The organism is Streptomyces sp. NPDC060049, assembly GCF_042736715.1.
Classification (GTDB): Bacteria; Actinomycetota; Actinomycetes; order Streptomycetales; family Streptomycetaceae; genus Streptomyces.
Genome location: NZ_JBHWVV010000003.1, coordinates 1 through 20,987 on the forward strand (window position 1 = coordinate 1; position 20,987 = coordinate 20,987).

Consider the following 20,987-nt stretch of genomic DNA (forward strand, 5'->3'; position numbering starts at 1 on the left):
TTTCAGCGCCGATGGTACTGCAGGGGGGACCCTGTGGGAGAGTAGGACGCCGCCGAACAATCATTGTGGGAAAGCCCCGCACCAGCCCTTACGGGTTCGGTGCGGGGCTTTTCTGCGTTCCGGACCCGGACGGCCGTATGCGCACTCCGTCTTCCCGAGCCGAAGGGCCGTGCGGGGGAGGGAGTGGGCGTACGGCGGATCGGGTCGCTGTCCCCTGTGCCGGTTACAGGCGGCCGGCGGCCTTGAGGGCCAGGTAGGCGTCCGCCAGGGCCGGGGCCAGGGTGTCGGGGGTGGCGTCGACCACGTGGACGCCGTGGCGGGTCAGCTGGTCGGCCGTGCGGTGGCGGGCGGACTGGGACTGCGTGCCGGCGGCGGCTTCGTAGACCGCTTCGACCGTTCCGCGGGACTTCGTCATCTCCGCGACGTGGGGATCCGCGACCGATGCCAGCAGGACCGTGTGGCGCTGGGTGAGGCGGGGGAGGACCGGGAGCAGGCCCTCCTCGACGGCGGCGGCGTCCAGGCTGGTCAGGAGGACCACCAGGGAGCGGCGCGGGGCGCTGCGGAGGATGGCGGAGACCAGGGAGCGGGAGTCGGTTTCGACGAGCTCCGGTTCCAGGATGGCCATCGCGTTGACGAAGGCCGGCAGGGTGTCCGCGGCCGAGCGGGCCTGGACCTGGGCGCGGGGGCGGCGGTCGTGGGCCAGGAGGTCCACGCGGTCGCCGGCCCGGGTGGCCAGGGCCGTCAGGAGCAGGGCCGCGTCCATCGCGGAGTCCAGGCGGGGGGCGTCGCCGACGCGGCCCGCCGACGTACGGCCCGTGTCGAGGCAGATGAGGATGTGGCGGTCGCGTTCCGGGCGCCAGGTGCGGACGGCGACCTTGTTCTGCCGGGCGGTGGCCCGCCAGTCGATGGAACGGGTGTCGTCGCCGGGTACGTAGTCGCGCAGGCTGTCGAACTCGGTGCCCTCGCCGCGTGTCAGGACGCTGGTGCGGCCGTCGAGTTCGCGCAGGCGGGCGAGGCGGGAGGGCAGGTGCTTGCGGCTGGTGAAGGGCGGCAGCACGCGGACCGTCCAGGGGACGCTGTGGTTGCCCTGGCGGGCGTACAGGCCGAGGGGGCCGTACGAGCGGATCGTGACGCGGGTCGCCTGGCGATCGCCGCGGCGGGTGGGCCGCAGACGGGTGGTGAGGCGGCGGCGTTCGCCCGGGGGGATCGTCACCGCGTGGCGGGACGCGGCGACTTCGGTGCCGGGCACCCAGCTGCTGGGGGGCCAGGCGTCGCGGACCCGGGCGCGCAGGACACGGGCCGAGGGATTGGTGACGGTGAGGACCACGTCGGCGGCCTCGCCCAGGCGCACCGAGGTGTCACCGGAGCGGGCCAGCCGCAGCGTGCGGACGGGCGCCGCGAGGGCGTAGTCGACGGCGCAGGCCAGGGCGATGGGGGCGTTGACCGCCAGCATCCCGGCCCAGCTCGGTCCGAGGAAGCCGACGGGGAGGCTGCCGAGGGCCGCCAGCAGGGCGGCGCGTCCGGTGACGGCCATCAGCGCGGGACGGGGACGTGGGAGAGGATCGCGGTGATGACCGCGTCGGCCGTGACGCCCTCCATCTCGGCCTCGGGCCGCAGCTGGACGCGGTGGCGCAGGGTGGGCAGGGCGAGGGCCTTCACATCGTCGGGGGTGACGTAGTCGCGGCCCACGAGCCAGGCCCAGGCGCGGGCGGTGGCCAGCAGGGCGGTGGCGCCGCGCGGTGAGACTCCGAGGGTGAGGGAGGGCGACTCGCGGGTGGCGCGGCAGATGTCGACGACGTACGCGGCGATCTCGGGGGAGACGCTGGTGGCTTCGACGGCCTTGCGGGCGGCATCGAGCTCGGCGGGGCCGGCGACGGGGCGGATTCCGGCGGAGTACAGGTCGCGGGGGTTGAAGCCGGCCGCGTGGCGGGTCAGTACGCCGATCTCGTCCTCGCGGGAGGGGAGGGGCACCGTGAGCTTCAGGAGGAAGCGGTCGAGCTGGGCCTCGGGCAGCGGGTAAGTGCCCTCGTACTCCACCGGGTTCATGGTGGCGGCGACGAGGAACGGCTCCGGGAGCTTGCGGGGGGTGCCGTCGACGGTGACCTGGCGCTCCTCCATCGCTTCGAGGAGGGAGGACTGGGTCTTGGGGGGCGTGCGGTTGATCTCGTCGGCGAGGAGGAGGTTGGTGAAGACCGGGCCGTTCTGGAAGGAGAACTCCGCGGTGCGGGCGTCGTAGACGAGCGAGCCGGTGACGTCGCTCGGCATCAGGTCGGGGGTGAACTGGACGCGCTTGGTGTCGAGTTCGAGGGAGGCGGCGAGGGCACGCACGAGGAGGGTCTTCGCGACGCCGGGGACGCCTTCGAGGAGGACGTGGCCGCGGCAGAGGAGGGCGACGACGAGACCGGTGACGGCGGAGTCCTGGCCGACCACGGCCTTTCCGATCTCGGTGCGGAGCGCTTCCAGGGCGGAGCGGGCGCTGTCCGTGGTGGCCGTCATGAGGTGCGGACCTCTCTTTCGAGGGCGTCGAGTTGGTCGGCGAGCGCGACGAGCGCCGCGTCGGTGTCGGGGATGGTGCCGAAGAGCAGGGCCGCCGGGTCGCCCGGGCGGTGCGTCGCGGTGGCGGGGTCGCCGGCCGTGAGGCGGGCGGAGACCGCGGGGACCAGGGACGCGGGGTCGTGGGCCTGGGAGGCCGGTACGCCGACCAGCGCGGCCAGTCGTTCGCGGGCGGCGGCGCGCAGCACGGTGGCGGCGCGGTCGCGGGCGCCGGCCTTGCGGTACAGGCGGGCGCGGCCCTCGGTGGCCTCGGAGGCGCGGATGAGGACGGGAAGGTTCTCGGTGACGAGCGGGCCGAGGCGGCGGGCGCGCCAGAGGGCGGCGAGGGCCGCGGCGACGAAGAGCTGGAGCAGGGCCCAGCTCCAGCCGGCGGGGATCAGGGCGAGGAAGTCCTCTTCGCGGTCGTCGGTGTCGTCCGGGCCGCTGTCGGCGAGGGACGGCAGGTACCAGACGAGGTGGGGGCGGGAGCCGAGGAGTTGGAGCGCGAGGGAGGCGTTGCCCTCCTTGGCGAGGGTCTTGTTGAGCAAGACCGTCTCGGAGCCGAGGAGGACGGTGTCGCCGCCGGGGGTGGCGGTGGGCAGGACGAGGAGCGTGGGGTGGCCGGCGCTGGGGTAGCAGCCGACGGCTCCGGGGGTGGTCGTGGTGTAGCGGTAGCCGCCGCCGGTGGCCGCGCGGCCGGCGGACGCGGCGGCGGGGAGGGCGCAGGTGCCGGGGTCGAGGTTGGTCTCCGGGCTCGTTCCGCTGTCGTGGGTACGCGTGCCGGGGGCCAGGTCGGGGAGGCTGGGCGTGCTCGGGGCGAGCAGGACGGTACGGCCGCCGGAGAGGTCGATGGCGGAGCGGATCGCGCGGAGCTTGCCCTCGCCGAGCCGGTCGGGGTCGGCGACCAGCAGGGTCGTGTCGGGCCCGGTGGCGTCGGCGGCCTCCTCGGCGGTGGTGACGACGCGGGTGGTGACGCCGTGGGCGTCGAGGAGTTCGGCGACCGCCCGGCTGCCGAAGGGGTCGGCGGAGCGGGGGTCGAGGTAGCCGTGCTTGGCGCCGGAGTTCAGGGCGGCCAGGGTCAGCCCCGCGGCGAGCAGGACGGCGAGCGCGACGAGGAAGCCGCGGGCTCGGGTCCAGAGGAGGCCGGGGGTGACGGGCGGGGCGGCGGTCGAGGCGTCGGGGGTCCCGGCCGCTGGGACGGGAGCGGCCGCCGGGGCGTGCGGGGCTCCGGCCTGGGGAGCGGCCGGGTGCCGGGTGGCGTCCGTAGCGGGCCGGAGCGGGGCGTGGGCGGCCTGCGGGGCCGTTCCGGGGGTGACGGCGCCGGGAGCGGCCGGGAGCGCCTCCTGGGCGGGCTCCTGGGCGGGCGGGGTCGGGACGCGGGGGTCCGGGGGTGTGCCCGGGCTCGGCGGGGTCATGGCGTGGCGCCTGTCGGGAGCGGCTTGGTACGGGTCAGGGCGAGGTCCAGGTCGCGCAGGGCGGCGTACATGGCCGCGTCGGCCGGCCGGGAGCCGTAGGTGACGTCGTCGAAGGTGCGGGCCGCGGCGCGCAGGGCTCCGGCGTGGGAGGGCAGGGAGACCGCGGCTTCGGCTGCCGCCTCGTCGGCGGTGCGGCCGGGGCGGGGGTCGAGGAGGGTGCGCTCCTCCAGGGAGCGGACGACGGCGCGCATGCGTTCCTGGACGGCTTCGCTCCAGCGGCCCTCGGAGGCCAGGGCGTCGGAGGCCTTGCGGTGGTCGGCGGCGCTGCGGATGCCCTCGTCGAAGAGGCCGCCCGCCGGACCGGCGGTGCGGCTCGGGGTGCCGAGCCGCCACCACAGCGCGGCGACGACGAGGACGACGAACACGGCGATGGCCACCAGGCCCAGGGTTCCGCCGGGAGTGGCGCCGGAGGCGTGGTCGAAGAGGTCCCCGACCCAGTCCCAGAAGCGGTCCAGCGCGCGCTGGACCAGCCCCGGGTCGTTCTGGTGGTACACCGGCTTGGACAGCTCCTGGCGCGCCGCCTCGCGGGCGGCGTCCCGGCCGATGGTGACCGGTGGTGTGTCCGATGCCGTCTGTGAGAGCAGGCCCCCCGTGCTCCTCATCCCCGCGTCAGCCTCCGGTCGGCGGCGTGCTGGTGCCGTAGTTCTCGATGCCGGCCGCCCGGGCGAGCTCCAGGTCCAGGGCCTCGCGGCGGATGCGCTGGTCGACGTAGAGCAGGACGTTGACCCCGGACTGCATCGGCAGGGTGATGGTCAGGCCGATGACTCCGCCGATTCCCGTGACGATCAGGTAGCCCCAGCTGGTCGCTCCGGTGCCGTCGGCCATGCCTTCGATGCCGCCGCCGAACAGGAACAGGCCCAGGAGCGTCAGCGGGAAGACGATGACGGAGGAGATGAAGCCCGTGATCAGGCTGGTGAGGAAGGTGATGCCGAGGATGCGCCACCAGGAGCCCTTGACCAGCTTCGAGGACCGGGTGAGCGACGTGAGGACCGGCGCCTTCTCCAGCATCAGCGCGGGCGAGGCCAGCGAGAAGCGGACCCACAGCCACACGAGCAGGCCGAGGGCGACGAAGCCGCCGACGACGGCGAATCCCGCGCTGCCGGCGAGTGCGCCGGGCAGGACCAGTACGCCGACGAGGAGGACCGAGCCGAGGGCCAGGAGCAGGGTCAGCCCGAAGAGCCGGGGCAGCTGCGGTCGGGACTCGCGCCAGGCGGCGCCGACTGAGGAGGCGTGGCCGAGGATGGCGCGGCTGAAGACCATGGTGAGCATCGCGGTGGCCACGATGGTGCCGACGAGCTGGATGAAGAGGTCCGCCGAGAGCACGCCCAGGGTGGAGCCGAGGGTGTTGAGCTGCTCGTCGAGGGGCGCGTCGTCCGAGGAGTCGAGGACGACGTCGCCGAACGCGTACTTCTGCGCGAGCACGGTGGCCAGCTGGACGACGATCGCCACGACCAGGGTGATCGGCAGAACCGTGCGCCAGTGCTTGCGCATGGTGGCGACCGCGCCGTCGAGGATCTCGCCCAGGCCGAGGGGGCGCAGCGGGATCACGCCGGGCTTCACCGACGGGGCCTGGTTGCCCCAGCCGCCGGGAGCGCCGGGCCGGCCGCCGTACGGGGGCTGCTGACCGCCGCCGTACGAGCCCCAGCCCCCGCCCTGCCCCGGAGCCGCGGGCGGCTGCTGCGGGGTCGGCGGGGTCTGGCCCGCGGCCGGGCTCGACCACTGGCCGGGCGGCGGCTGCTCGGGAGACCACTTCGGGCCGCCGGAGCCGCCGGAGCCGTCGGAAGGCGGCTGCGTACCGTGGGAGCCCTCACCGTCGGACGGGGAGGATCCGGGCGTAGCCCAGCCCGGAGAGTCGTTCATCGTCGCTCCTTCACGTGCACTGCGGTGTGCGGGCGCATGGTCCGGCTGCCATCGTGCCATGTGACAACCTCGAACGGACCAGCCGTCCCCGGGATCCCGGGGCGTTGGCACCTTCATTTGTCGAGTAGATCCGGGGCACACTGGGCGCCCTGATCTCCACGCAGGTCCGAGGGTCGATTTCCAGCCCCTCCGGCTGTGGGACAGCTCACCGCCGGGTAACGATTAGCTAATGGGATGATGTCAACCATGAAGGGACGCGTCCTTGTCGTCGACGACGACACCGCGCTGGCCGAGATGCTCGGCATTGTGCTGCGTGGAGAAGGTTTTGAGCCATCGTTCGTAGCGGACGGTGACAAGGCACTGGCTGCCTTCCGGGAGGCGAAGCCGGATCTCGTGCTGCTCGACCTCATGCTGCCCGGGAGGGACGGCATAGAGGTGTGCAGGCTGATCCGCGCCGAGTCAGGCGTACCGATCGTCATGCTCACCGCCAAGAGCGACACCGTGGACGTCGTCGTGGGCCTGGAGTCCGGGGCCGACGACTACATCGTCAAGCCGTTCAAGCCGAAGGAGCTGGTGGCGCGCATCCGCGCCCGCCTGCGCCGTTCGGAAGAGCCGGCCCCCGAGCAGCTGACCATCGGTGACCTCGTCATCGACGTCGCGGGGCATTCGGTCAAGCGGGACGGCGCCTCCATCGCGCTGACCCCGCTCGAGTTCGACCTGCTGGTCGCGCTCGCCCGCAAGCCCTGGCAGGTCTTCACCCGCGAGGTGCTGCTGGAGCAGGTCTGGGGCTACCGCCACGCGGCCGACACCCGGCTGGTCAACGTGCACGTCCAGCGCCTGCGCTCCAAGGTCGAGAAGGACCCGGAGCGCCCCGAGATCGTCGTGACGGTGCGCGGTGTCGGCTACAAGGCCGGACCCAGCTGACATGAAATCCGGCAAGCCCCGTGGCGGCTCCCGGTGGGGAGCCCTGCGGGGTGGCCGGGCGCTCCGCCACGTAGCGGACGGAGCACCGGGCGGCCCCGTGCTGCGGCTGTGCGTACGCCTCGTACGCCGGCCGCTGCTTCCGGCTGTCCGGCTCTGGCGGCGCAACATCCAGCTCCGGGTGGTCGCCGCGACGCTGCTGATCTCACTCGCCGTGGTCCTCGCCCTCGGGTTCGTGGTCATCGCACAGGTCAGCAGGGGACTCCTCGAAGCCAAGGAGGAGGCCGCGCAGAGCCAGGCCGCGGGAGGGTTCGCGGTCGCACAGGAGAAGGCCAACACGCCGTACGCGGTGGACGGGGTCGACGCTTCCGAGAGCAAGGTCGGCCGCGACGCCAGTACGTGGATGAACTCGCTGGTCAAGCAGCTCGCCAGCGGCGGGCAGAGCGCCTTCGAGGTCGCGGCGCTGGGCGCCGGCACCGGTACCGGCGAAGAACAGCCACCCGGCCGGGGCGCGCTCGGCGTCCGGGGTGCCCGCGCCTCGGGCAACGTCGACCCGACCGCGAGCGTGCCGCTGGAACTGCGCCGGGCCGTGAACCACGCCACCGGGGCCTTCAAGACGTTCTCCCTGGTCCGCTACACCCCCGGTGCCGGGGACAAGGCGCCCGAGCCCGCGCTCGTCGTGGGCAAGCGGCTCACCGACATCAACGGTGACCCCTACGACCTGTACTACCTCTTCCCGCTGACCCAGGAGGAGGAGTCCCTCAACCTGGTCAAGGTCACCATCGCCACCGCCGGGCTCTTCGTCGTCGTCCTGCTCGGCGGGATCGCCTGGCTGGTCGTGCGCCAGGTCGTCACCCCGGTCCGGATGGCCGCCGGGATCGCCGAGCGGCTCTCCGCGGGGCGGCTCCAGGAGCGGATGAAGGTCACCGGCGAGGACGACATCGCCCGCCTGGGCGAGGCGTTCAACAAGATGGCCCAGAACCTCCAGAACAAAATCCAGCAGCTGGAGGACCTCTCCCGGCTGCAGCGCCGTTTCGTCTCGGACGTCTCGCACGAGCTGCGCACCCCGCTGACGACGGTCCGCATGGCCGCGGACGTCATCCACGACGCCCGCGCCGACTTCGACCCGGTCACCGCGCGCTCCGCCGAACTGCTCGCCGGCCAGCTCGACCGCTTCGAGTCGCTCCTCGCCGACCTGCTGGAGATCAGCCGGTTCGACGCGGGCGCCGCCGCCCTGGAGGCGGAGCCGATCGACCTGCGCGACGTCGTGCACCGGGTCATCGACGCCGCCGCACCGCTCGCCGAGCACAAGAACACCCGGATCCGCGTCCTCGGCGACACCCAGCCGGTGATAGCCGAGGCCGACGCCCGGCGCGTGGAGAGGGTCCTGCGCAACCTCGTCGTCAACGCCGTCGAGCACGGTGAGGGCCGCGACGTGGTGGTCCGGCTCGCCTCGGCGGGCGGAGCGGTCGCCGTCGCCGTACGGGACTACGGGGTCGGGCTCAAGCCCGGCGAGGCCACCCGCGTCTTCAACCGGTTCTGGCGGGCCGACCCGGCGCGGGCGCGCACGACCGGCGGTACCGGCCTCGGCCTGTCCATCGCCGTGGAGGACGCCCGGCTGCACGGGGGCTGGCTCCAGGCGTGGGGCGAGCCGGGCGGCGGCTCGCAGTTCCGCCTCACCCTGCCGCGCACGGCCGACGAGCCGCTGCGCGGGTCGCCGATCCCTCTGGAGCCGGAGGACTCCCGGGCCAACCGGGCCAGGGCCGCGGCCGAGGGCCCGACGGGGGCCGGGTCGTCCCGGGAGCCCGCGGGCAGGCCCGACCGGTCGCCGATCCCGCCGAGGTCGCCGGTGTCCGGTGCGCTGCCGGTGCCGGCGGATCCGACGGCGCTGCCCGGGAACGGGGCCCGGGTCGTGACCCGGCCCGCCGAGCAGGCCGCGGGCGGGGCGGCGGGTACAGCAGACCGAGAGGGTGGAACCGGTGGATCCCATGGGCGCTGAGCCGAAGAGGCCGCGGCGGACCGCGCGCACGCTCAGGGCCTATGTCCTGGGCGCGGCCGGGCTGCTGCTCGCCGGCTGCGCGTCCATGCCCGACCACGGCGAGATCCGCCCGGTGGAGGCCTCGCAGGGAGTCGACTCCCAGGTCCGTGTCTTCGGCGTACCGCCGGCCGACCGGGCCAGCCCGCAGGAGGTCGTCGACGGCTTCCTTGAGGCGATGACCAGCGACGATCCGCAGCTGCAGACCGCCCGCAAGTACCTCACGGAGGAAGCGGCGAAGAACTGGAAGCCCGGTTCGGCGGTCACCGTGCTCTCCGCGGGCCTCGACCGGGTCTCGGTGCCGGGCGAGAAGGACCCCGCGGCGCCCCGGTTCAGGGTCACCGGCAAGACGCTGGCCACCGTGGACGAGCGCAGCGCGTACCAGCCGGAGACGAGCGACCGGCGTTACGAGGAGTTCCTGCAGCTCACGCAGGAGGACAAGCAGTGGCGGATCGCGACGCCGCCCAGCAGCCTGGTCCTGAGCGAGTCCGACTTCCAGCGCATCTACATGCCGGTCAACAAGTACTACTTCGCGGGGGCGACGCTCGTCGCCGATCCCGTCTACGTGCGGCAGCGCAGTGATCCGGACTCCCGGATGGACCCCACCACCCAGACCGTCAGGTCGCTGCTGGCCGGCCCCTCGAAGTGGCTCGGGCCGGTCGTGACGTCCAGCTTCCCCACGGGTACGGAGCTGCGCGAGGGCACCAAGTCTCTCTCGTACGACGGCCAGAACACGCTGCGGGTGCCGCTGAACGACAAGGCCGACAACGTCGCGGAGCCCGCCTGCCGCAAGATGGCCACCCAACTCCTCTACACGGTCAAGGACCTGACGGGCTCCCGGGTCGACCGGGTCGAACTCGTGCGGGCCGACGGCAAGTCCGTGCTGTGCCAGATCACCGAGGCGGCCGCGGCCGTGGTCGCCAACCGTCCGCCGTCGCCGGGCCACCAGTACTACGTGGACAACGAGAACCGGCTCAAGCGGATGACCCTGGACCCCAACCGGGAAGAGCAGCAGGAGGAGGCGTCGGCGGTTCCGGGGCCGCTGTCGGGGAACCCGCCCTTCAAGGTGGGCTCCGCCGCCGTCGCCTACGACGAGAAGCGCGCGGCGGTCGTCTCGGAGGACGACCACGGGCTGTACGTCGTCAACCTGACCACCGCCGGACCCATGCCGGCGCCGCTGCTGACCGCCAAGGGCGTCAAGCCGGCCGGGCTCACCGCCCCGACCTGGGACGCGGCCGGTGATCTGTGGATCGCGGACCAGGACGCGCAGAACCCGACGCTGTGGCGGCTGCCCGGCGGCGCCGGAACCCCCGAGCGGGTCGAGGTGTCCGGCCTGAACGGCGCCCGGATCACCGGGCTGAAGGCCTCTCCCGACGGGGTGCGGATGGCGCTCCTGCTGCAGAGCAAGGGCCGCAACAACCTGTACATCGGGCGGATCGAGCGGCCCGACGCCAAGGGGGACGGATCGGTGGTCTCCGTACGGGAGCTGCGCCCGGCCGCCCCGCAGCTGGCGGACGTGACGGCGATGAGCTGGGCGCCGCGCGGCCGGCTGCTGGTGGTGGGCCGCGAGAGCGGCGGGGTCGTGCAGGCCCGGTACATGCTGGCCGACGGCTCGATGGTCGGCGCCGGGCTGCCCGGGGCGACCGGGCTGGAGGCCGTCGCGGCGAGCGAGGACGAGCGCAAGCCGGTGGTCGCGCACTCCAAGGAGGACGGGATCGTGTGGCTGCCGCCGGGGGCGCAGTGGCGCACGGTGGCCGCGGGCGGGCGCGCACCGGTCTACCCGGGCTGATCCGGGGGTCGCGCTGCCCGCCCCTGCCCCGCCCCTCGGTCGGCCCTGCGCCCCTTTGCTATTTCCGCGGTTTTCCACAGGGGTGGCACGGCCGTGCGCCCGGCGGGCAGGGTGGACGCCATGCGGCAGTGGGGACGGGCCCTGACGGGGTCGGCGGGGGCGCTGGCGGCGGAGCTGGCGGGGCTCGTCCTGCCGGCGGACTGCGCCGGCTGCGGGGCCGCGCGTTCCGTGCTGTGCGGGGCCTGCCGCTCGGCGCTCAGTGGGGCCGCGGCGTCTCCCGTACGGCTTTCTCCGCGCCCCGCCGGGCTCCCGCCGGTCCATGCCTGCGCCGCGTACGAAGGGGCCGTACGGGCCGTCCTGCTGGCCCACAAGGAGCGCGGCGGCCTCGCGCTGGCCGGCGCCCTCGGCGCGGCCCTGGCCGTGGCGGTCCGGGCCGGCGGGGCGGGCGGGCCCGGCGGCGCGGGAACGGGGCGGGCGGGTGGGGCGGGGCAGGTGCTCCTGGTTCCCGTGCCCTCCGCGCGCCACCGGGTCCGGGCGCGCGGTCACGACCCCGCGCGCAGGATCGCGCTGGCCGCCTCGGCCCGGCTGCGGCGAACCGGTGTGCCCGCGCGCGTGGCGCCCGTACTACGGCTGCGGCGGGCCGTGGCCGACCAGGCGGGCCTGGGGGCGCTGGAGCGCCGGGACAACCTCGCGGGGGCTCTGGAGGCCCGGCCGGACGCAGGCCGGGTGACGGCGGGTGCGGCCCGGATCGTGGTGGTGGACGACCTCGTGACCACGGGAGCCACGCTGGCGGAGGCCGCGCGGGCGCTGCGGACGGCCGGGATCGGGCCGGCGGGCGGGGCCGCGGTGGTGGCCGCCTCGGCGGGCTCCTTGGTCCGCCGGTGAGCTGCGGCGGGGGCGCTGGAGAGGTGGGAGGGGCCGGTCCGCGACACGTACAGACCAAAAACGAATGAATAGATTTGGAACTGGAAGGGAAGGCGCATCGTTGCAGGTAGTAAGAGGGAACAGCCACCTGAACGGAGGTACGTTCCGGTAGCGGGTGCCGACAACCGCCATAGAGGGATATGTTCGGTTGTAAGGAATTGGCGAGCCTTGGGCCCCACGCATCGGACCGTTTGTTCCGGGCGTTCGTACGTTTCGGGATCTTCGTGTCAGAGGCTGTCTCTCGACTCCGAAGTCGGTGGGGTGTAGATCTTGCCGATGGGGGAGGAGGAGGTGAAAGTCGCCAAGTCCGAGGCTTCGGTGTTCACCGGAGTCTGGTGCGAAAGGGAGACGCTTCGCCCCTGAGGGCGTGGCTATCCGGGAACGGAGTTCTGCGTGGACATCGTCGTCAAGGGCCGTAAGACCGAGGTGCCCGACCGGTTCCGCAAGCACGTGGCCGAGAAGCTGAATCCGGAGCGGATCCAGAAGCTCGACGCCAAGGTGATCAGCTTGGACGTCGAGGTGTCCAAGGAGCACAACCCGCGCCAGGCCGACCGTTCCGACCGCGTGGAGATCACCCTGCGTTCGCGGGGCCCGGTGATCCGTGCCGAGGCCGCCGCCGCCGACCCGTACGCGGCGCTCGACCTCGCTCAGGACAAGCTTGAGGCCCGGCTGCGCAAGCAGCACGACAAGCGCCACACCCGTCGCGGCAACGGACGGCTCTCGGCGGCCGAGGTCGCCGACGCGGTCCCGGACGCCGCGACCCTGAACGGCAACGGCGAGCCGGTCACCGGCGAGAAGGCCGACGCGATTCCGACCACGCGGATCGGATCGCTCGAAGTGCAGGGCGAAGGCCCGCTCGTCGTCCGAGAGAAGACCCACTCGGCCGCACCCATGTCGCTCGACCAGGCTCTGTACGAGATGGAACTGGTCGGCCACGACTTCTATTTGTTCGTCGACTCCGACACCAAGATGCCGAGCGTCGTCTACCGGCGCCACGGCTACGACTACGGCGTGATCCACCTGAACCCGGACGCCTCCGGCTCGGACGAGCTCGACGGCGCGGGAGCGGGCGGCGCGCTCGGCGGCTGAGGCCGCGCGATATTCGGATGTCCGTGCGGTGCCCCCGCGTTCGCTCCGGCGGGCGCGGGGGCACCCGTATGACCTGATGGCCGGTAATGGTCGGCCGGTATTCGCCGGACCCCGAAAGGGCGCGCGGGCATGGAATCATGTCGGGCAGTCAGCCGTCGGCCGCTCCCGTCGGATTGACCCAGCAGCTCAGCACATGCGGTGCAGGGGGAGGAACGATGGCGGACAGCTTCGGGCCGGTGCGCGACGACGACGGTGCGGGCTGCCGTGAGGAGGGCCGGGCGGCAGAGCCGATCCGGGTGCTCGTGGTGGACGACCACGCGCTGTTCCGGCGAGGACTGGAGATCGTCCTCGCGCAGGAGGAGGACATCCAGGTCGTCGGCGAGGCCGGTGACGGCGCGGAGGCCGTGGACAAGGCGGCCGACCTGCTGCCGGACATCGTGCTGATGGACGTACGGATGCCCAGGCGCGGCGGGATCGAGGCGTGCACCTCGATCAAGGAGGTGGCACCCTCCGCGAAGATCATCATGCTGACGATCAGCGACGAGGAGGCGGACCTCTACGACGCGATCAAGGCGGGGGCCACCGGGTACCTCCTGAAGGAGATCTCCACGGACGAGGTCGCCACGGCGATCCGGGCGGTGGCGGACGGGCAGTCGCAGATCAGCCCGTCGATGGCGTCGAAGCTCCTGACGGAGTTCAAGTCGATGATCCAGCGCACGGACGAGCGCCGGCTGGTGCCGGCGCCGCGGCTGACCGACCGGGAGCTGGAGGTCCTGAAGCTGGTGGCGACGGGGATGAACAACCGCGACATCGCCAAGGAGTTGTTCATCTCCGAGAACACCGTGAAGAACCACGTGCGCAACATCCTGGAGAAGCTGCAGCTGCACTCCAGGATGGAGGCGGTGGTGTACGCGATGCGGGAGAAGATCCTCGAGATCCGCTAGGGCTGCGGTCGGGGCGCCGCGCCCGCCCCCGCCCTCAGAGGGCGGCGAGTTCCGAGGTCACGGCCGCCGCTTCGGCGGGGGTGGAGGCCCGCTCGACGCGGACCGCGTCGCAGCCGACCCACGAGGCAGCCTCCCGCAGGGCCAGCGCCATCGCGCCCGCCGCCTTCGGAGTGGTCAGGGAGAGCTGGCGGGCCACCAGGGTCGTGCCCTCGCGGGCCGGGTCCACGCGGCCCTGGAGGTGTCCTCCGGCGAGCAGGGGCATCGCGAAGTAGCCGTGGATCCGCCGGGGCTTGGGGACGTACGCCTCCAGGCGGTGCGTGAAGCCGAAGATCCGCTCCGTGCGCGGGCGCTCCCAGACGAGGGAGTCGAACGGCGAGAGCAGGGTGGTGCGGTGGCGGCCGCGCGGCACGGTGGCCAGGGCCGCCGGGTCGGCCCACGCGGGCTTGCCCCAGCCCTCCACCTCTACCGGGACCAGGTCCGAGTCGGCGATCACCGAATCGAACTGCGCCCCGGTCAGGCGGTGGTAGTCCGCGATGTCGGACCGCGTTCCCACGCCCAGGCTCCGGCCGGCCAGGTCCACCAGGCGCCGCACGCACTCGCGGTCGTCCAGCTCGTCGTGGAGCAGCGCCTCGGGGACCGCCCGCTCCGGGAGGTCGTAGACCCGCTTCCATCCCCGCCGCTCGGTGCAGACGACCTCGCCGATGTCGAGCAGCCACTCCACGGCGATCTTCGTCTCGGACCATTCGAACCACTCGCCGCCGTTCTTGGCGCCGCCCAGCTCGGTGGAGGTGAGCGGCCCCTCGGCCGCCAGGCGGTCCAGGACGGCCCTGGTCGAGCGGTCCTTGTCCTGCAGGACGTGCCAGCGGTGGCCGCGGGCCTTGCGGGCCCGGCGGCGGAAGGCGAAGTGCGGCCATTCCTCGATGGGCAGGATGCAGGCCGCGTGCGACCAGTACTCGAAGGCGTGGTGGTCCGACCAGTACGCCGCCTCGACGCCGGAGCGGCCGACCGCGCCCAGGCGCGCGTACGGCACGAGCTCGTGGGACCGGGCCAGTACGGAGATCGTGTCCAACTGGACGGCGCCGAGGTGGCGCAGGATGCCGCGCACCCCGCCGCGCCGGTCGGGGGCCCCGACGAACCCCTGCGCGCGCAGCGCGATGCGGCGGGCCTCGTCGGCGGACAGTGAGGCGGTCGGTCGCGGCCGGGCGGGCGGTGCGGTCGTCATGTCCGCACCCTAGACGCGCCCACTGACAGAGGAGGGAGAGGGAGAGTGCGAGGGCGAGGGCAGGTACGGGAGGCGGGAGGGGAGGTCGAGGTCCGAGGGGAGCATGGCGCCGATCCAGCAGTCCCGCAGGGTCCCCCGGTGTTCCATGGCCGCGCGCTGGACGCCTTCGACGGTGAACCCGGTCTTCTCGGCGACCGCGCGGGAGGCGTCGTTGCCGATGCCGGCGCGCCAGACCATCCGTACGCAGCCGAGCTCGGTGAACGCCCAGCGCACCACGGCGGGCAGGGCCTCGGTCAGGTAGCCGCGGCCCCGGTGCCCGGCGGCGGTCCAGTACCCGACCTCGTGGGCGTGCGCGCCGGACGGGACGACACCGACGCAGGCGACCAGGGGTCCCCGGGCGCCGAGCCGGACCGCGAAGTTGTACTCCGAGCCGTCCTGCCACCCGGCCGGGACCCGGCCGATGAAGGCCTCGGCGTCCGTGCGCCCGTACGGGACGGGTACGGGGATCCAGCGCTGGATCCCCGGGTCCTGGCACGCCGCGTGCACCTCGTCGGTGTCGTAAGGGGTGAGGGGGCGCAGTACCAGGCGCTCGGTGGTCAGGGTGATCGGGTCCATGAGCGGATTCTCCTGCCCCCCTCGGGTGGGCGGCGAACACTTTTCGGGAAGAGGGGCCGCTTACCGGCACCTTCGGCGCCCCCCGCACGTTCTCTTTTCCGGGCACTCGTGCCCCGCGGAGGTACGGACCTCCCGACGCGACCGCGTCCTCGCTTACGATGGCCGTTGCGGTGGGGCCCACCCTCCGTGCCCGTGTACGAACCAGTGCCAGGCCCGACCGGCAAGGAGACAAACCTCGGTGTCCGTCTTCAACAAGCTCATGCGTGCAGGCGAAGGCAAGATCCTCAAAAAACTGCACCGCATCGCGGACCAGGTCAACTCCATCGAAGAGGACTTCGTCAACCTCTCCGACGCCGACTTGCGTGCGCTCACGGACGAGTACAAGCAGCGCTTCCAGGACGGCGAGAGCCTGGACGACCTGCTGCCCGAGGCCTTCGCGACGGTCCGCGAGGCCGCCAAGCGCGTCCTCGGCCAGCGTCACTACGACGTGCAGATGATGGGTGGCGCGGCGCTGCACCTCGGCTACGTGGCCGAGATGAAGACCGGTGAGGGCAAGACCCTCGTCGGTACGCTGCCCGCGTACCTGAACGCGCTGTCCGGCAAGGGCGTCCACCTGATCACGGTGAACGACTACCTCGCCGAGCGCGACTCCGAGATGATGGGCCGGGTGCACAAGTTCCTCGGCCTGGAGGTCGGGTGCATCCTGGCGAACATGTCTCCGGCGCAGCGCCGTGAGCAGTACGCCGCCGACATCACGTACGGCACGAACAACGAGTTCGGCTTCGACTACCTCCGCGACAACATGGCGTGGTCGCAGGACGAGCTCGTCCAGCGCGGCCACAACTTCGCCGTGGTCGACGAGGTCGACTCGATCCTCGTCGACGAGGCCCGTACCCCGCTGATCATCTCGGGGCCGGCCGACCAGGCCACCAAGTGGTACGCGGACTTCGCGAAGCTGGTCACGCGCCTGACCAAGGGCGAGCCCGGCCAGCCCCTCAAGGGCATCGAGGAGACCGGCGACTACGAGGTCGACGAGAAGAAGCGCACCGTCGCCATCCACGAGTCCGGTGTCGCGAAGGTCGAGGACTGGCTCGGCATCGAGAACCTCTACGAGTCGGTGAACACCCCCCTCGTCGGTTACCTGAACAACGCCATCAAGGCGAAGGAACTGTTCAAGAACGACAAGGACTACGTCGTCATCGACGGCGAGGTCATGATCGTCGACGAGCACACCGGCCGTATCCTCGCCGGCCGCCGCTACAACGAGGGCATGCACCAGGCGATCGAGGCGAAGGAAGGGGTGGACATCAAGGACGAGAACCAGACCCTCGCCACGATCACCCTCCAGAACTTCTTCCGCCTGTACTCGAAGCTGTCGGGCATGACCGGTACGGCCATGACCGAGGCCGCGGAGTTCCACCAGATCTACAAGCTCGGTGTCGTCCCGATCCCGACCAACCGCGACATGGTCCGCAAGGACCAGGCGGACCTGATCTACCGCACCGAGGTCGCGAAGTTCGCCGCCGTCGTCGACGACATCGCGGAGAAGCACGAGAAGGGCCAGCCGATCCTCGTCGGTACGACGTCGGTCGAGAAGTCCGAGTACCTCTCGCAGCAGCTCTCCAAGCGCGGCATCCCGCACGAGGTGCTGAACGCGAAGCAGCACGACCGTGAAGCGACGATCGTCGCCCAGGCGGGCCGTCGCGGCGCCGTCACGGTCGCCACGAACATGGCCGGCCGAGGTACCGACATCAAGCTCGGCGGCAACCCGGACGACCTCGCCGAGGCCGAGCTGCGCCAGCGCGGCCTGGACCCGGAGGAGCACATCGAGGAGTGGGCGCACGCCCTTCCCGAGGCGCTCACGCGGGCCGAGGCGGCCGTGAAGGCGGAGTTCGAGGAGGTCAAGGAGCTCGGCGGGCTGTACGTGCTGGGCACCGAGCGGCACGAGTCGCGCCGCATCGACAACCAGCTGCGCGGCCGCTCCGGCCGACAGGGCGACCCGGGCGAGTCCCGCTTCTACCTGTCCCTCGGCGACGACCTGATGCGCCTGTTCAAGGCGCAGATGGTCGAGCGCGTCATGTCGATGGCGAACGTGCCGGACGACGTGCCGATCGAGAACAAGATGGTCACGCGGGCCATCGCGTCGGCCCAGTCGCAGGTCGAGACCCAGAACTTCGAGACGCGCAAGAACGTCCTGAAGTACGACGAGGTCCTCAACAACCAGCGCACGGTCATCTACGCGGAGCGCCGGCGGGTCCTGGAGGGCGAAGACCTCCAGGAGCAGATCCGGCACATGATGGACGACACGATCGACGCGTACATCACGGCCGAGACGGTCGAGGGGTTCGCGGAGGAGTGGGACCTGGACCGGCTGTGGAACGCCTTCCGGCAGCTCTACCCGATCAAGGTCACGGTCGAGGAGCTGGAGGACGCGGCGGGCGACCGCGCGGGCATCACCGCCGAGTTCATCGCGGAGTCCGTCAAGGACGACATCCACGAGCAGTACGAGGCGCGCGAGGCGACCCTCGGCTCCGAGATCATGCGCGAGCTGGAGCGGCGCGTGGTCCTGTCGGTGCTGGACCGCAAGTGGCGTGAGCACCTCTACGAGATGGACTACCTGCAGGAGGGCATCGGCCTGCGGGCGATGGCCCAGAAGGACCCGCTGGTCGAGTACCAGCGCGAGGGCTTCGACATGTTCAACGCCATGCAGGAGGGCATCAAGGAGGAGTCCGTCGGCTACCTGTTCAACCTGGAGGTCCAGGTCGAGCAGCAGGTCGAGGAGGTCCCGGTGCAGGCCGCCGGTCCCTCGCTGACCAAGCCGGAGATCCGGGCGAAGGGCCTGGACGCGCCGCAGCGTCCGGACCGGCTGCACTTCTCCGCGCCGTCGGTCGACGGTGAGGGCGGCGTCGTCGAGGGCGACTTCGAGTCGGAGTCCGGTGACGAGGCCGGGATGACGCGGGCGGAGCGCCGCAAGGCGGCGAAGGCCGCGGGCGGCCGCCGCCGCAAGAAGTAACCCCGCTGCTCGAAGCATCCCCGCCGGGGCCGGACACCACGCCGTACGTGGGGTCCGGCCCCGGCGGCGTTCCGTGCCGCACGGGATCCGCTGCCGCTGCCCGGGGATCCCCGGGGCCGGTACGGGCGCCGGCGCCGGCGCCCTGCCCCCGGGGGCGCGGCCGCGGTGGCCCCGGCCCGCCGGCCCGGTCAGGGGCGGGGGCCTTGGAGTTCGACGGCGGCGCAGCGCCAGCGCAGGTCGGGACCCTGTTCCAGGCGGAAGGCCATCGCCGTCAGGCGGTCGCCCGTCGCGATGCGGGCGAAGGCCTCGATGACCCCCGGACCCGGGGTGAAGCGGCCGCACCGGCGGATGACGGGGCGCGTGCGGTCGCGTGCGTGGTCTTCGCGGCCCGCGGGGCGGGCGGAGGGGTCCGCGGAGGTCAGGCTGATCAGCTGGTCGTAGGCCGGGCCGACGGTGTGGCCCATCAGCGAGTGGACCGGGCGGTGCCCGCTGAGCACCGCGAGGAGCCGGTCGGCGAACCAGTGGTGCGGGCCGCGGGGGACCGCGGTCGGCGGCCGACGCTGGTCGTGGCGGCCGGGGGGCCGGGTGGTGTTCCTGGTCCGGGCGGCCCTGGTGGTCATGGCGGTCATGGTGCTGGTCCCCCGAGAAGTCCGGGCCCGGCGTGGGTACCGGGCGGTAACTTGGTACGGGACTTCTACGGGCCCGCGAACACGCTCCGCAACGACCCCGCGCGGCCGCCGGGGAAGGGTTCCGGCTTCACCTATCCGGGTCGCTCCCCGCAGCCCCGGGGCCCTCGCCGCGGCCCCGGCGGGACCGAGGTGGACGCCCCTGGGTCCCGCCCGGGCACCCCGAAGGGGGACGGGAGCCGTCACGGACGGAGTCCGGGCTCCGCGGGAAGGCGTCCGGGAGGGGGGCCGCTCCGGGCGGGGTCGGGCGCGGCACGCGGCAGCGGGAAGGCCACCGAGGCCCCGGTCCCCACGCGGGGCGCGGCAGCGGGAAGGCCACCGGGGCCCCGGTCCCCACGCGGGGCGCGGCCGCGGTCGTATCCTGAGGGCGTTTCCGACTACCGAAAGCAGCCGGCCATGCGTGTGTACGTCCCCCTGACCCTTCCCGGGCTCGCCGAGGCGCACAAGGCGGGTGAGCTGGGTCCGGCTCCGCTGCGGGCGTACGCCGTCACGCCCGAGCTGCGCGAGTGGTTCGTGTCGCAGGACATCGAGGAGCTGGAGTACGCCGCCCTGGGCCGGGCCGCCGCCGCCTCGCTGCGGATGATCGCCGAGGACGCCTCCGCGCCCCGCAAGCGGGTCGTCGTCGCCGTCGACGTGGCCGAGGAGGCCGCCACCGCCGATCCCGGGGCCGATGAGGCCGCGCTCGGCCGGGTGTCCCTCGCGGGGGCCGTCCGGCTCACCGAGGCCGCCGCGGTGCACGTGGACGCGCAGGACGCCGTGGAGGACGTGTCGGCCGCCGCGCTGGCCGTCCCGGCCGCCGACGAGGGGGACGAGGACGCGCGGTCCACCGTCGACGGGGCCGAGGACCACGAGCTGCTCTGGTTCGGGGTGCAGGAGATCGCGGGGCTGCTGAAGTGAACCCGGCGACACCCCTGCCCGCGTCCGTGACGCCCGCGACCTCGCACATCGTCTGGGACTGGAACGGCACGCTGCTCCACGACATCGACGCCGTCATGGCCGCCACCAACGCCTCCTTCGCCGAGCTCGGCTTCGCGCCGATCAGCCTGGAGCGGTACCGCGAGCTGTACGTCGTTCCGGTGCCGAAGTTCTACGAGCGCCTCATGGGCCGGCTGCCCACGGATGACGAGTGGGTCGTGATGGACGAGGCGTTCCACCGCCACTACTGGGCCGCCGCCGAGAGCGCCGGGCTCGCCGAAGGGGCCAGGGAGCTGCTCCGGGACTGGCAGGCGGACGGGCTCACCCAGTCCCTGCTGTCCCTCGCGCCCCACGACAAGCTCGTCCCGCTCGTCCGGGCGCACGGCATCGACCGGCACTTCCTGCGCGTCGACGGACGCACGGGGCCCTCCCACACCACGAAGGCGGGACACCTCGTACGCCACCTGAAGGCGTTGGAGGGGACGGGGGTGACGGCAGGGCGTACGGTCCTCATCGGAGACGCCGTGGACGACGCGTTGGCGGCCGCTCACGTGGGCGCGAGGGCGGTCCTCTACACGGGCGGTTCGCACAGCCGCGGCAGTCTGGAATCGGCCGGTGTTCCCGTGGTCGACAGCCTGGCGGAGGCGGTACTGGCTGCTCGCGCGATGGCCGAATAGCGACCGGATCGTGACCGGGCACGCCCGCCCGGGCGCGTCGCTGTCCAGAGTGTCAAAGTTCCACCCCCGGATTTGTACACATACAGCTCATGACGAGTCGGGGGTCGGGCGAGATAGCCTGGTACCCGTGATCAGCGCGATAGTTCTCGGAGGCACTGAAGCCTCCGGCCGGCGCCCGGCGCACGACCGTGCCCGGGCCATCGCTGATCCCCGCCGCCGGGACCACTTGCCGATCATGGCCGATTCCCTCCCAGGCGACTCTCTCGACGGCATAGCGTCGATCCCGGACG

General features: G+C 72.7%; 17 protein-coding genes. 9 read left to right on the plus strand and 8 right to left on the minus strand.

The genetic code is table 11. The features are described 5' to 3' along the window. Positions 1 to 223: 223 nt before the first annotated feature. Genes ACFWBY_RS05310 through ACFWBY_RS05330 form a run of 5 tightly spaced genes read right to left on the minus strand, consistent with a single transcriptional unit; the run spans position 224 to position 5,867 of the window. On the minus strand, positions 224 to 1,534 hold the full coding sequence (locus ACFWBY_RS05310; protein ID WP_385340196.1) for a DUF58 domain-containing protein: 1,311 nt from the start codon (positions 1,532 to 1,534) through the stop codon (positions 224 to 226). Beyond that, positions 1,534 to 2,496 carry an AAA family ATPase gene (locus ACFWBY_RS05315; protein ID WP_385340194.1) on the minus strand — a complete coding sequence of 321 codons (963 nt, stop codon included), beginning with the start codon at positions 2,494 to 2,496 and terminating at the stop codon, positions 1,534 to 1,536. The genes ACFWBY_RS05310 and ACFWBY_RS05315 overlap by 1 nt, the downstream gene beginning before the upstream one ends. After that, the gene (locus ACFWBY_RS05320) at positions 2,493 to 3,947 is read right to left on the minus strand and encodes a DUF4350 domain-containing protein (protein WP_385340192.1); all 1,455 of its coding nucleotides are present in this window, start codon (positions 3,945 to 3,947) and stop codon (positions 2,493 to 2,495) included. The genes ACFWBY_RS05315 and ACFWBY_RS05320 overlap by 4 nt, the downstream gene beginning before the upstream one ends. Beyond that, a complete protein-coding gene (locus ACFWBY_RS05325) occupies positions 3,944 to 4,609 on the minus strand; it encodes a DUF4129 domain-containing protein (RefSeq protein ID WP_385340190.1) in 666 nt (221 codons plus the stop codon). Before ACFWBY_RS05325 ends, ACFWBY_RS05320 begins: the two co-directional genes overlap by 4 nt. A gap of 7 nt (positions 4,610 to 4,616) precedes the next feature. After that, positions 4,617 to 5,867 (minus strand): hypothetical protein, encoded by a 1,251-nt coding sequence (locus ACFWBY_RS05330; protein WP_385340188.1) that lies wholly within the window; start codon positions 5,865 to 5,867, stop codon positions 4,617 to 4,619. A 234-nt stretch (positions 5,868 to 6,101) separates the two neighbouring features. On the opposite strand from ACFWBY_RS05330, the gene mtrA reads away from it, so the two are divergent. The 6 genes from mtrA to ACFWBY_RS05360 all read left to right on the plus strand — a co-directional run bounded on the left by mtrA (position 6,102) and on the right by ACFWBY_RS05360 (position 13,569). Further along, the gene (mtrA, locus tag ACFWBY_RS05335) at positions 6,102 to 6,791 is read left to right on the plus strand and encodes a two-component system response regulator MtrA (protein WP_360903204.1); all 690 of its coding nucleotides are present in this window, start codon (positions 6,102 to 6,104) and stop codon (positions 6,789 to 6,791) included. Position 6,792: 1 nt separating this feature from the next. Next, a complete protein-coding gene (gene mtrB, locus ACFWBY_RS05340; RefSeq protein WP_385340185.1) occupies positions 6,793 to 8,787 on the plus strand; it encodes an MtrAB system histidine kinase MtrB in 1,995 nt (664 codons plus the stop codon). Beyond that, positions 8,777 to 10,612 carry an LpqB family beta-propeller domain-containing protein gene (locus ACFWBY_RS05345; RefSeq protein WP_385340184.1) on the plus strand — a complete coding sequence of 612 codons (1,836 nt, stop codon included), beginning with the start codon at positions 8,777 to 8,779 and terminating at the stop codon, positions 10,610 to 10,612. Before mtrB ends, ACFWBY_RS05345 begins: the two co-directional genes overlap by 11 nt. 120 nt (positions 10,613 to 10,732) lie before the next feature. After that, the gene (locus ACFWBY_RS05350; protein ID WP_385340183.1) at positions 10,733 to 11,497 is read left to right on the plus strand and encodes a ComF family protein; all 765 of its coding nucleotides are present in this window, start codon (positions 10,733 to 10,735) and stop codon (positions 11,495 to 11,497) included. Between the two features lie 432 nt (positions 11,498 to 11,929). Then, a complete protein-coding gene (hpf, locus tag ACFWBY_RS05355) occupies positions 11,930 to 12,625 on the plus strand; it encodes a ribosome hibernation-promoting factor, HPF/YfiA family (protein ID WP_385340182.1) in 696 nt (231 codons plus the stop codon). Positions 12,626 to 12,840: 215 nt separating this feature from the next. Then, positions 12,841 to 13,569, plus strand: coding sequence for a response regulator (locus tag ACFWBY_RS05360; protein ID WP_385340180.1), 729 nt, complete (start codon positions 12,841 to 12,843; stop codon positions 13,567 to 13,569). 34 nt (positions 13,570 to 13,603) lie between these two features. Here the strand turns inward: ACFWBY_RS05360 and ACFWBY_RS05365 are convergent, their stop codons facing one another. Together ACFWBY_RS05365 and ACFWBY_RS05370 are read right to left on the minus strand one after the other, a co-directional pair. Then, positions 13,604 to 14,791 carry a winged helix-turn-helix domain-containing protein gene (locus ACFWBY_RS05365; protein WP_385340178.1) on the minus strand — a complete coding sequence of 396 codons (1,188 nt, stop codon included), beginning with the start codon at positions 14,789 to 14,791 and terminating at the stop codon, positions 13,604 to 13,606. A gap of 9 nt (positions 14,792 to 14,800) precedes the next feature. Continuing rightward, positions 14,801 to 15,406: a GNAT family N-acetyltransferase gene (locus ACFWBY_RS05370; RefSeq protein ID WP_385340176.1), complete on the minus strand. Its 606-nt coding sequence runs from the start codon at positions 15,404 to 15,406 to the stop codon at positions 14,801 to 14,803. 238 nt (positions 15,407 to 15,644) lie between these two features. On the opposite strand from ACFWBY_RS05370, the gene secA reads away from it, so the two are divergent. Further along, positions 15,645 to 18,419 carry a preprotein translocase subunit SecA gene (gene secA, locus ACFWBY_RS05375; RefSeq protein ID WP_385340174.1) on the plus strand — a complete coding sequence of 925 codons (2,775 nt, stop codon included), beginning with the start codon at positions 15,645 to 15,647 and terminating at the stop codon, positions 18,417 to 18,419. Positions 18,420 to 18,607: 188 nt separating this feature from the next. Here secA and ACFWBY_RS05380 read toward each other — a convergent pair whose 3' ends face one another. Beyond that, positions 18,608 to 19,039, minus strand: a complete 432-nt coding sequence (locus ACFWBY_RS05380) for an Rv3235 family protein (RefSeq protein ID WP_385340172.1) — start codon at positions 19,037 to 19,039, stop codon at positions 18,608 to 18,610. Positions 19,040 to 19,501: 462 nt separating this feature from the next. On the opposite strand from ACFWBY_RS05380, the gene ACFWBY_RS05385 reads away from it, so the two are divergent. Both ACFWBY_RS05385 and ACFWBY_RS05390 read left to right on the plus strand, forming a co-directional pair. Then, the gene (locus tag ACFWBY_RS05385) at positions 19,502 to 20,002 is read left to right on the plus strand and encodes a DUF6912 family protein (protein ID WP_385340170.1); all 501 of its coding nucleotides are present in this window, start codon (positions 19,502 to 19,504) and stop codon (positions 20,000 to 20,002) included. Continuing rightward, positions 19,999 to 20,697, plus strand: a complete 699-nt coding sequence (locus tag ACFWBY_RS05390; RefSeq protein WP_385340168.1) for an HAD family hydrolase — start codon at positions 19,999 to 20,001, stop codon at positions 20,695 to 20,697. The genes ACFWBY_RS05385 and ACFWBY_RS05390 overlap by 4 nt, the downstream gene beginning before the upstream one ends. The last annotated feature ends 290 nt before the right edge of the window (positions 20,698 to 20,987 follow it).

Coding starts and splice junctions, on each gene's coding strand:
- ACFWBY_RS05310 (WP_385340196.1), bottom strand. CDS start 1,534: ATGGCCGTCACCGGACGCGCCGCCCTGCTGGCGGCCCTCGGCAGCCTC.
- ACFWBY_RS05315 (WP_385340194.1), bottom strand. CDS start 2,496: ATGACGGCCACCACGGACAGCGCCCGCTCCGCCCTGGAAGCGCTCCGC.
- ACFWBY_RS05320 (WP_385340192.1), bottom strand. CDS start 3,947: ATGACCCCGCCGAGCCCGGGCACACCCCCGGACCCCCGCGTCCCGACC.
- ACFWBY_RS05325 (WP_385340190.1), bottom strand. CDS start 4,609: ATGAGGAGCACGGGGGGCCTGCTCTCACAGACGGCATCGGACACACCA.
- ACFWBY_RS05330 (WP_385340188.1), bottom strand. CDS start 5,867: ATGAACGACTCTCCGGGCTGGGCTACGCCCGGATCCTCCCCGTCCGAC.
- mtrA (WP_360903204.1), top strand. CDS start 6,102: ATGATGTCAACCATGAAGGGACGCGTCCTTGTCGTCGACGACGACACC.
- mtrB (WP_385340185.1), top strand. CDS start 6,793: ATGAAATCCGGCAAGCCCCGTGGCGGCTCCCGGTGGGGAGCCCTGCGG.
- ACFWBY_RS05345 (WP_385340184.1), top strand. CDS start 8,777: ATGGGCGCTGAGCCGAAGAGGCCGCGGCGGACCGCGCGCACGCTCAGG.
- ACFWBY_RS05350 (WP_385340183.1), top strand. CDS start 10,733: ATGCGGCAGTGGGGACGGGCCCTGACGGGGTCGGCGGGGGCGCTGGCG.
- ACFWBY_RS05360 (WP_385340180.1), top strand. CDS start 12,841: ATGGCGGACAGCTTCGGGCCGGTGCGCGACGACGACGGTGCGGGCTGC.
- ACFWBY_RS05365 (WP_385340178.1), bottom strand. CDS start 14,791: ATGACGACCGCACCGCCCGCCCGGCCGCGACCGACCGCCTCACTGTCC.
- ACFWBY_RS05370 (WP_385340176.1), bottom strand. CDS start 15,406: ATGGACCCGATCACCCTGACCACCGAGCGCCTGGTACTGCGCCCCCTC.
- ACFWBY_RS05380 (WP_385340172.1), bottom strand. CDS start 19,039: ATGACCACCAGGGCCGCCCGGACCAGGAACACCACCCGGCCCCCCGGC.
- ACFWBY_RS05385 (WP_385340170.1), top strand. CDS start 19,502: ATGCGTGTGTACGTCCCCCTGACCCTTCCCGGGCTCGCCGAGGCGCAC.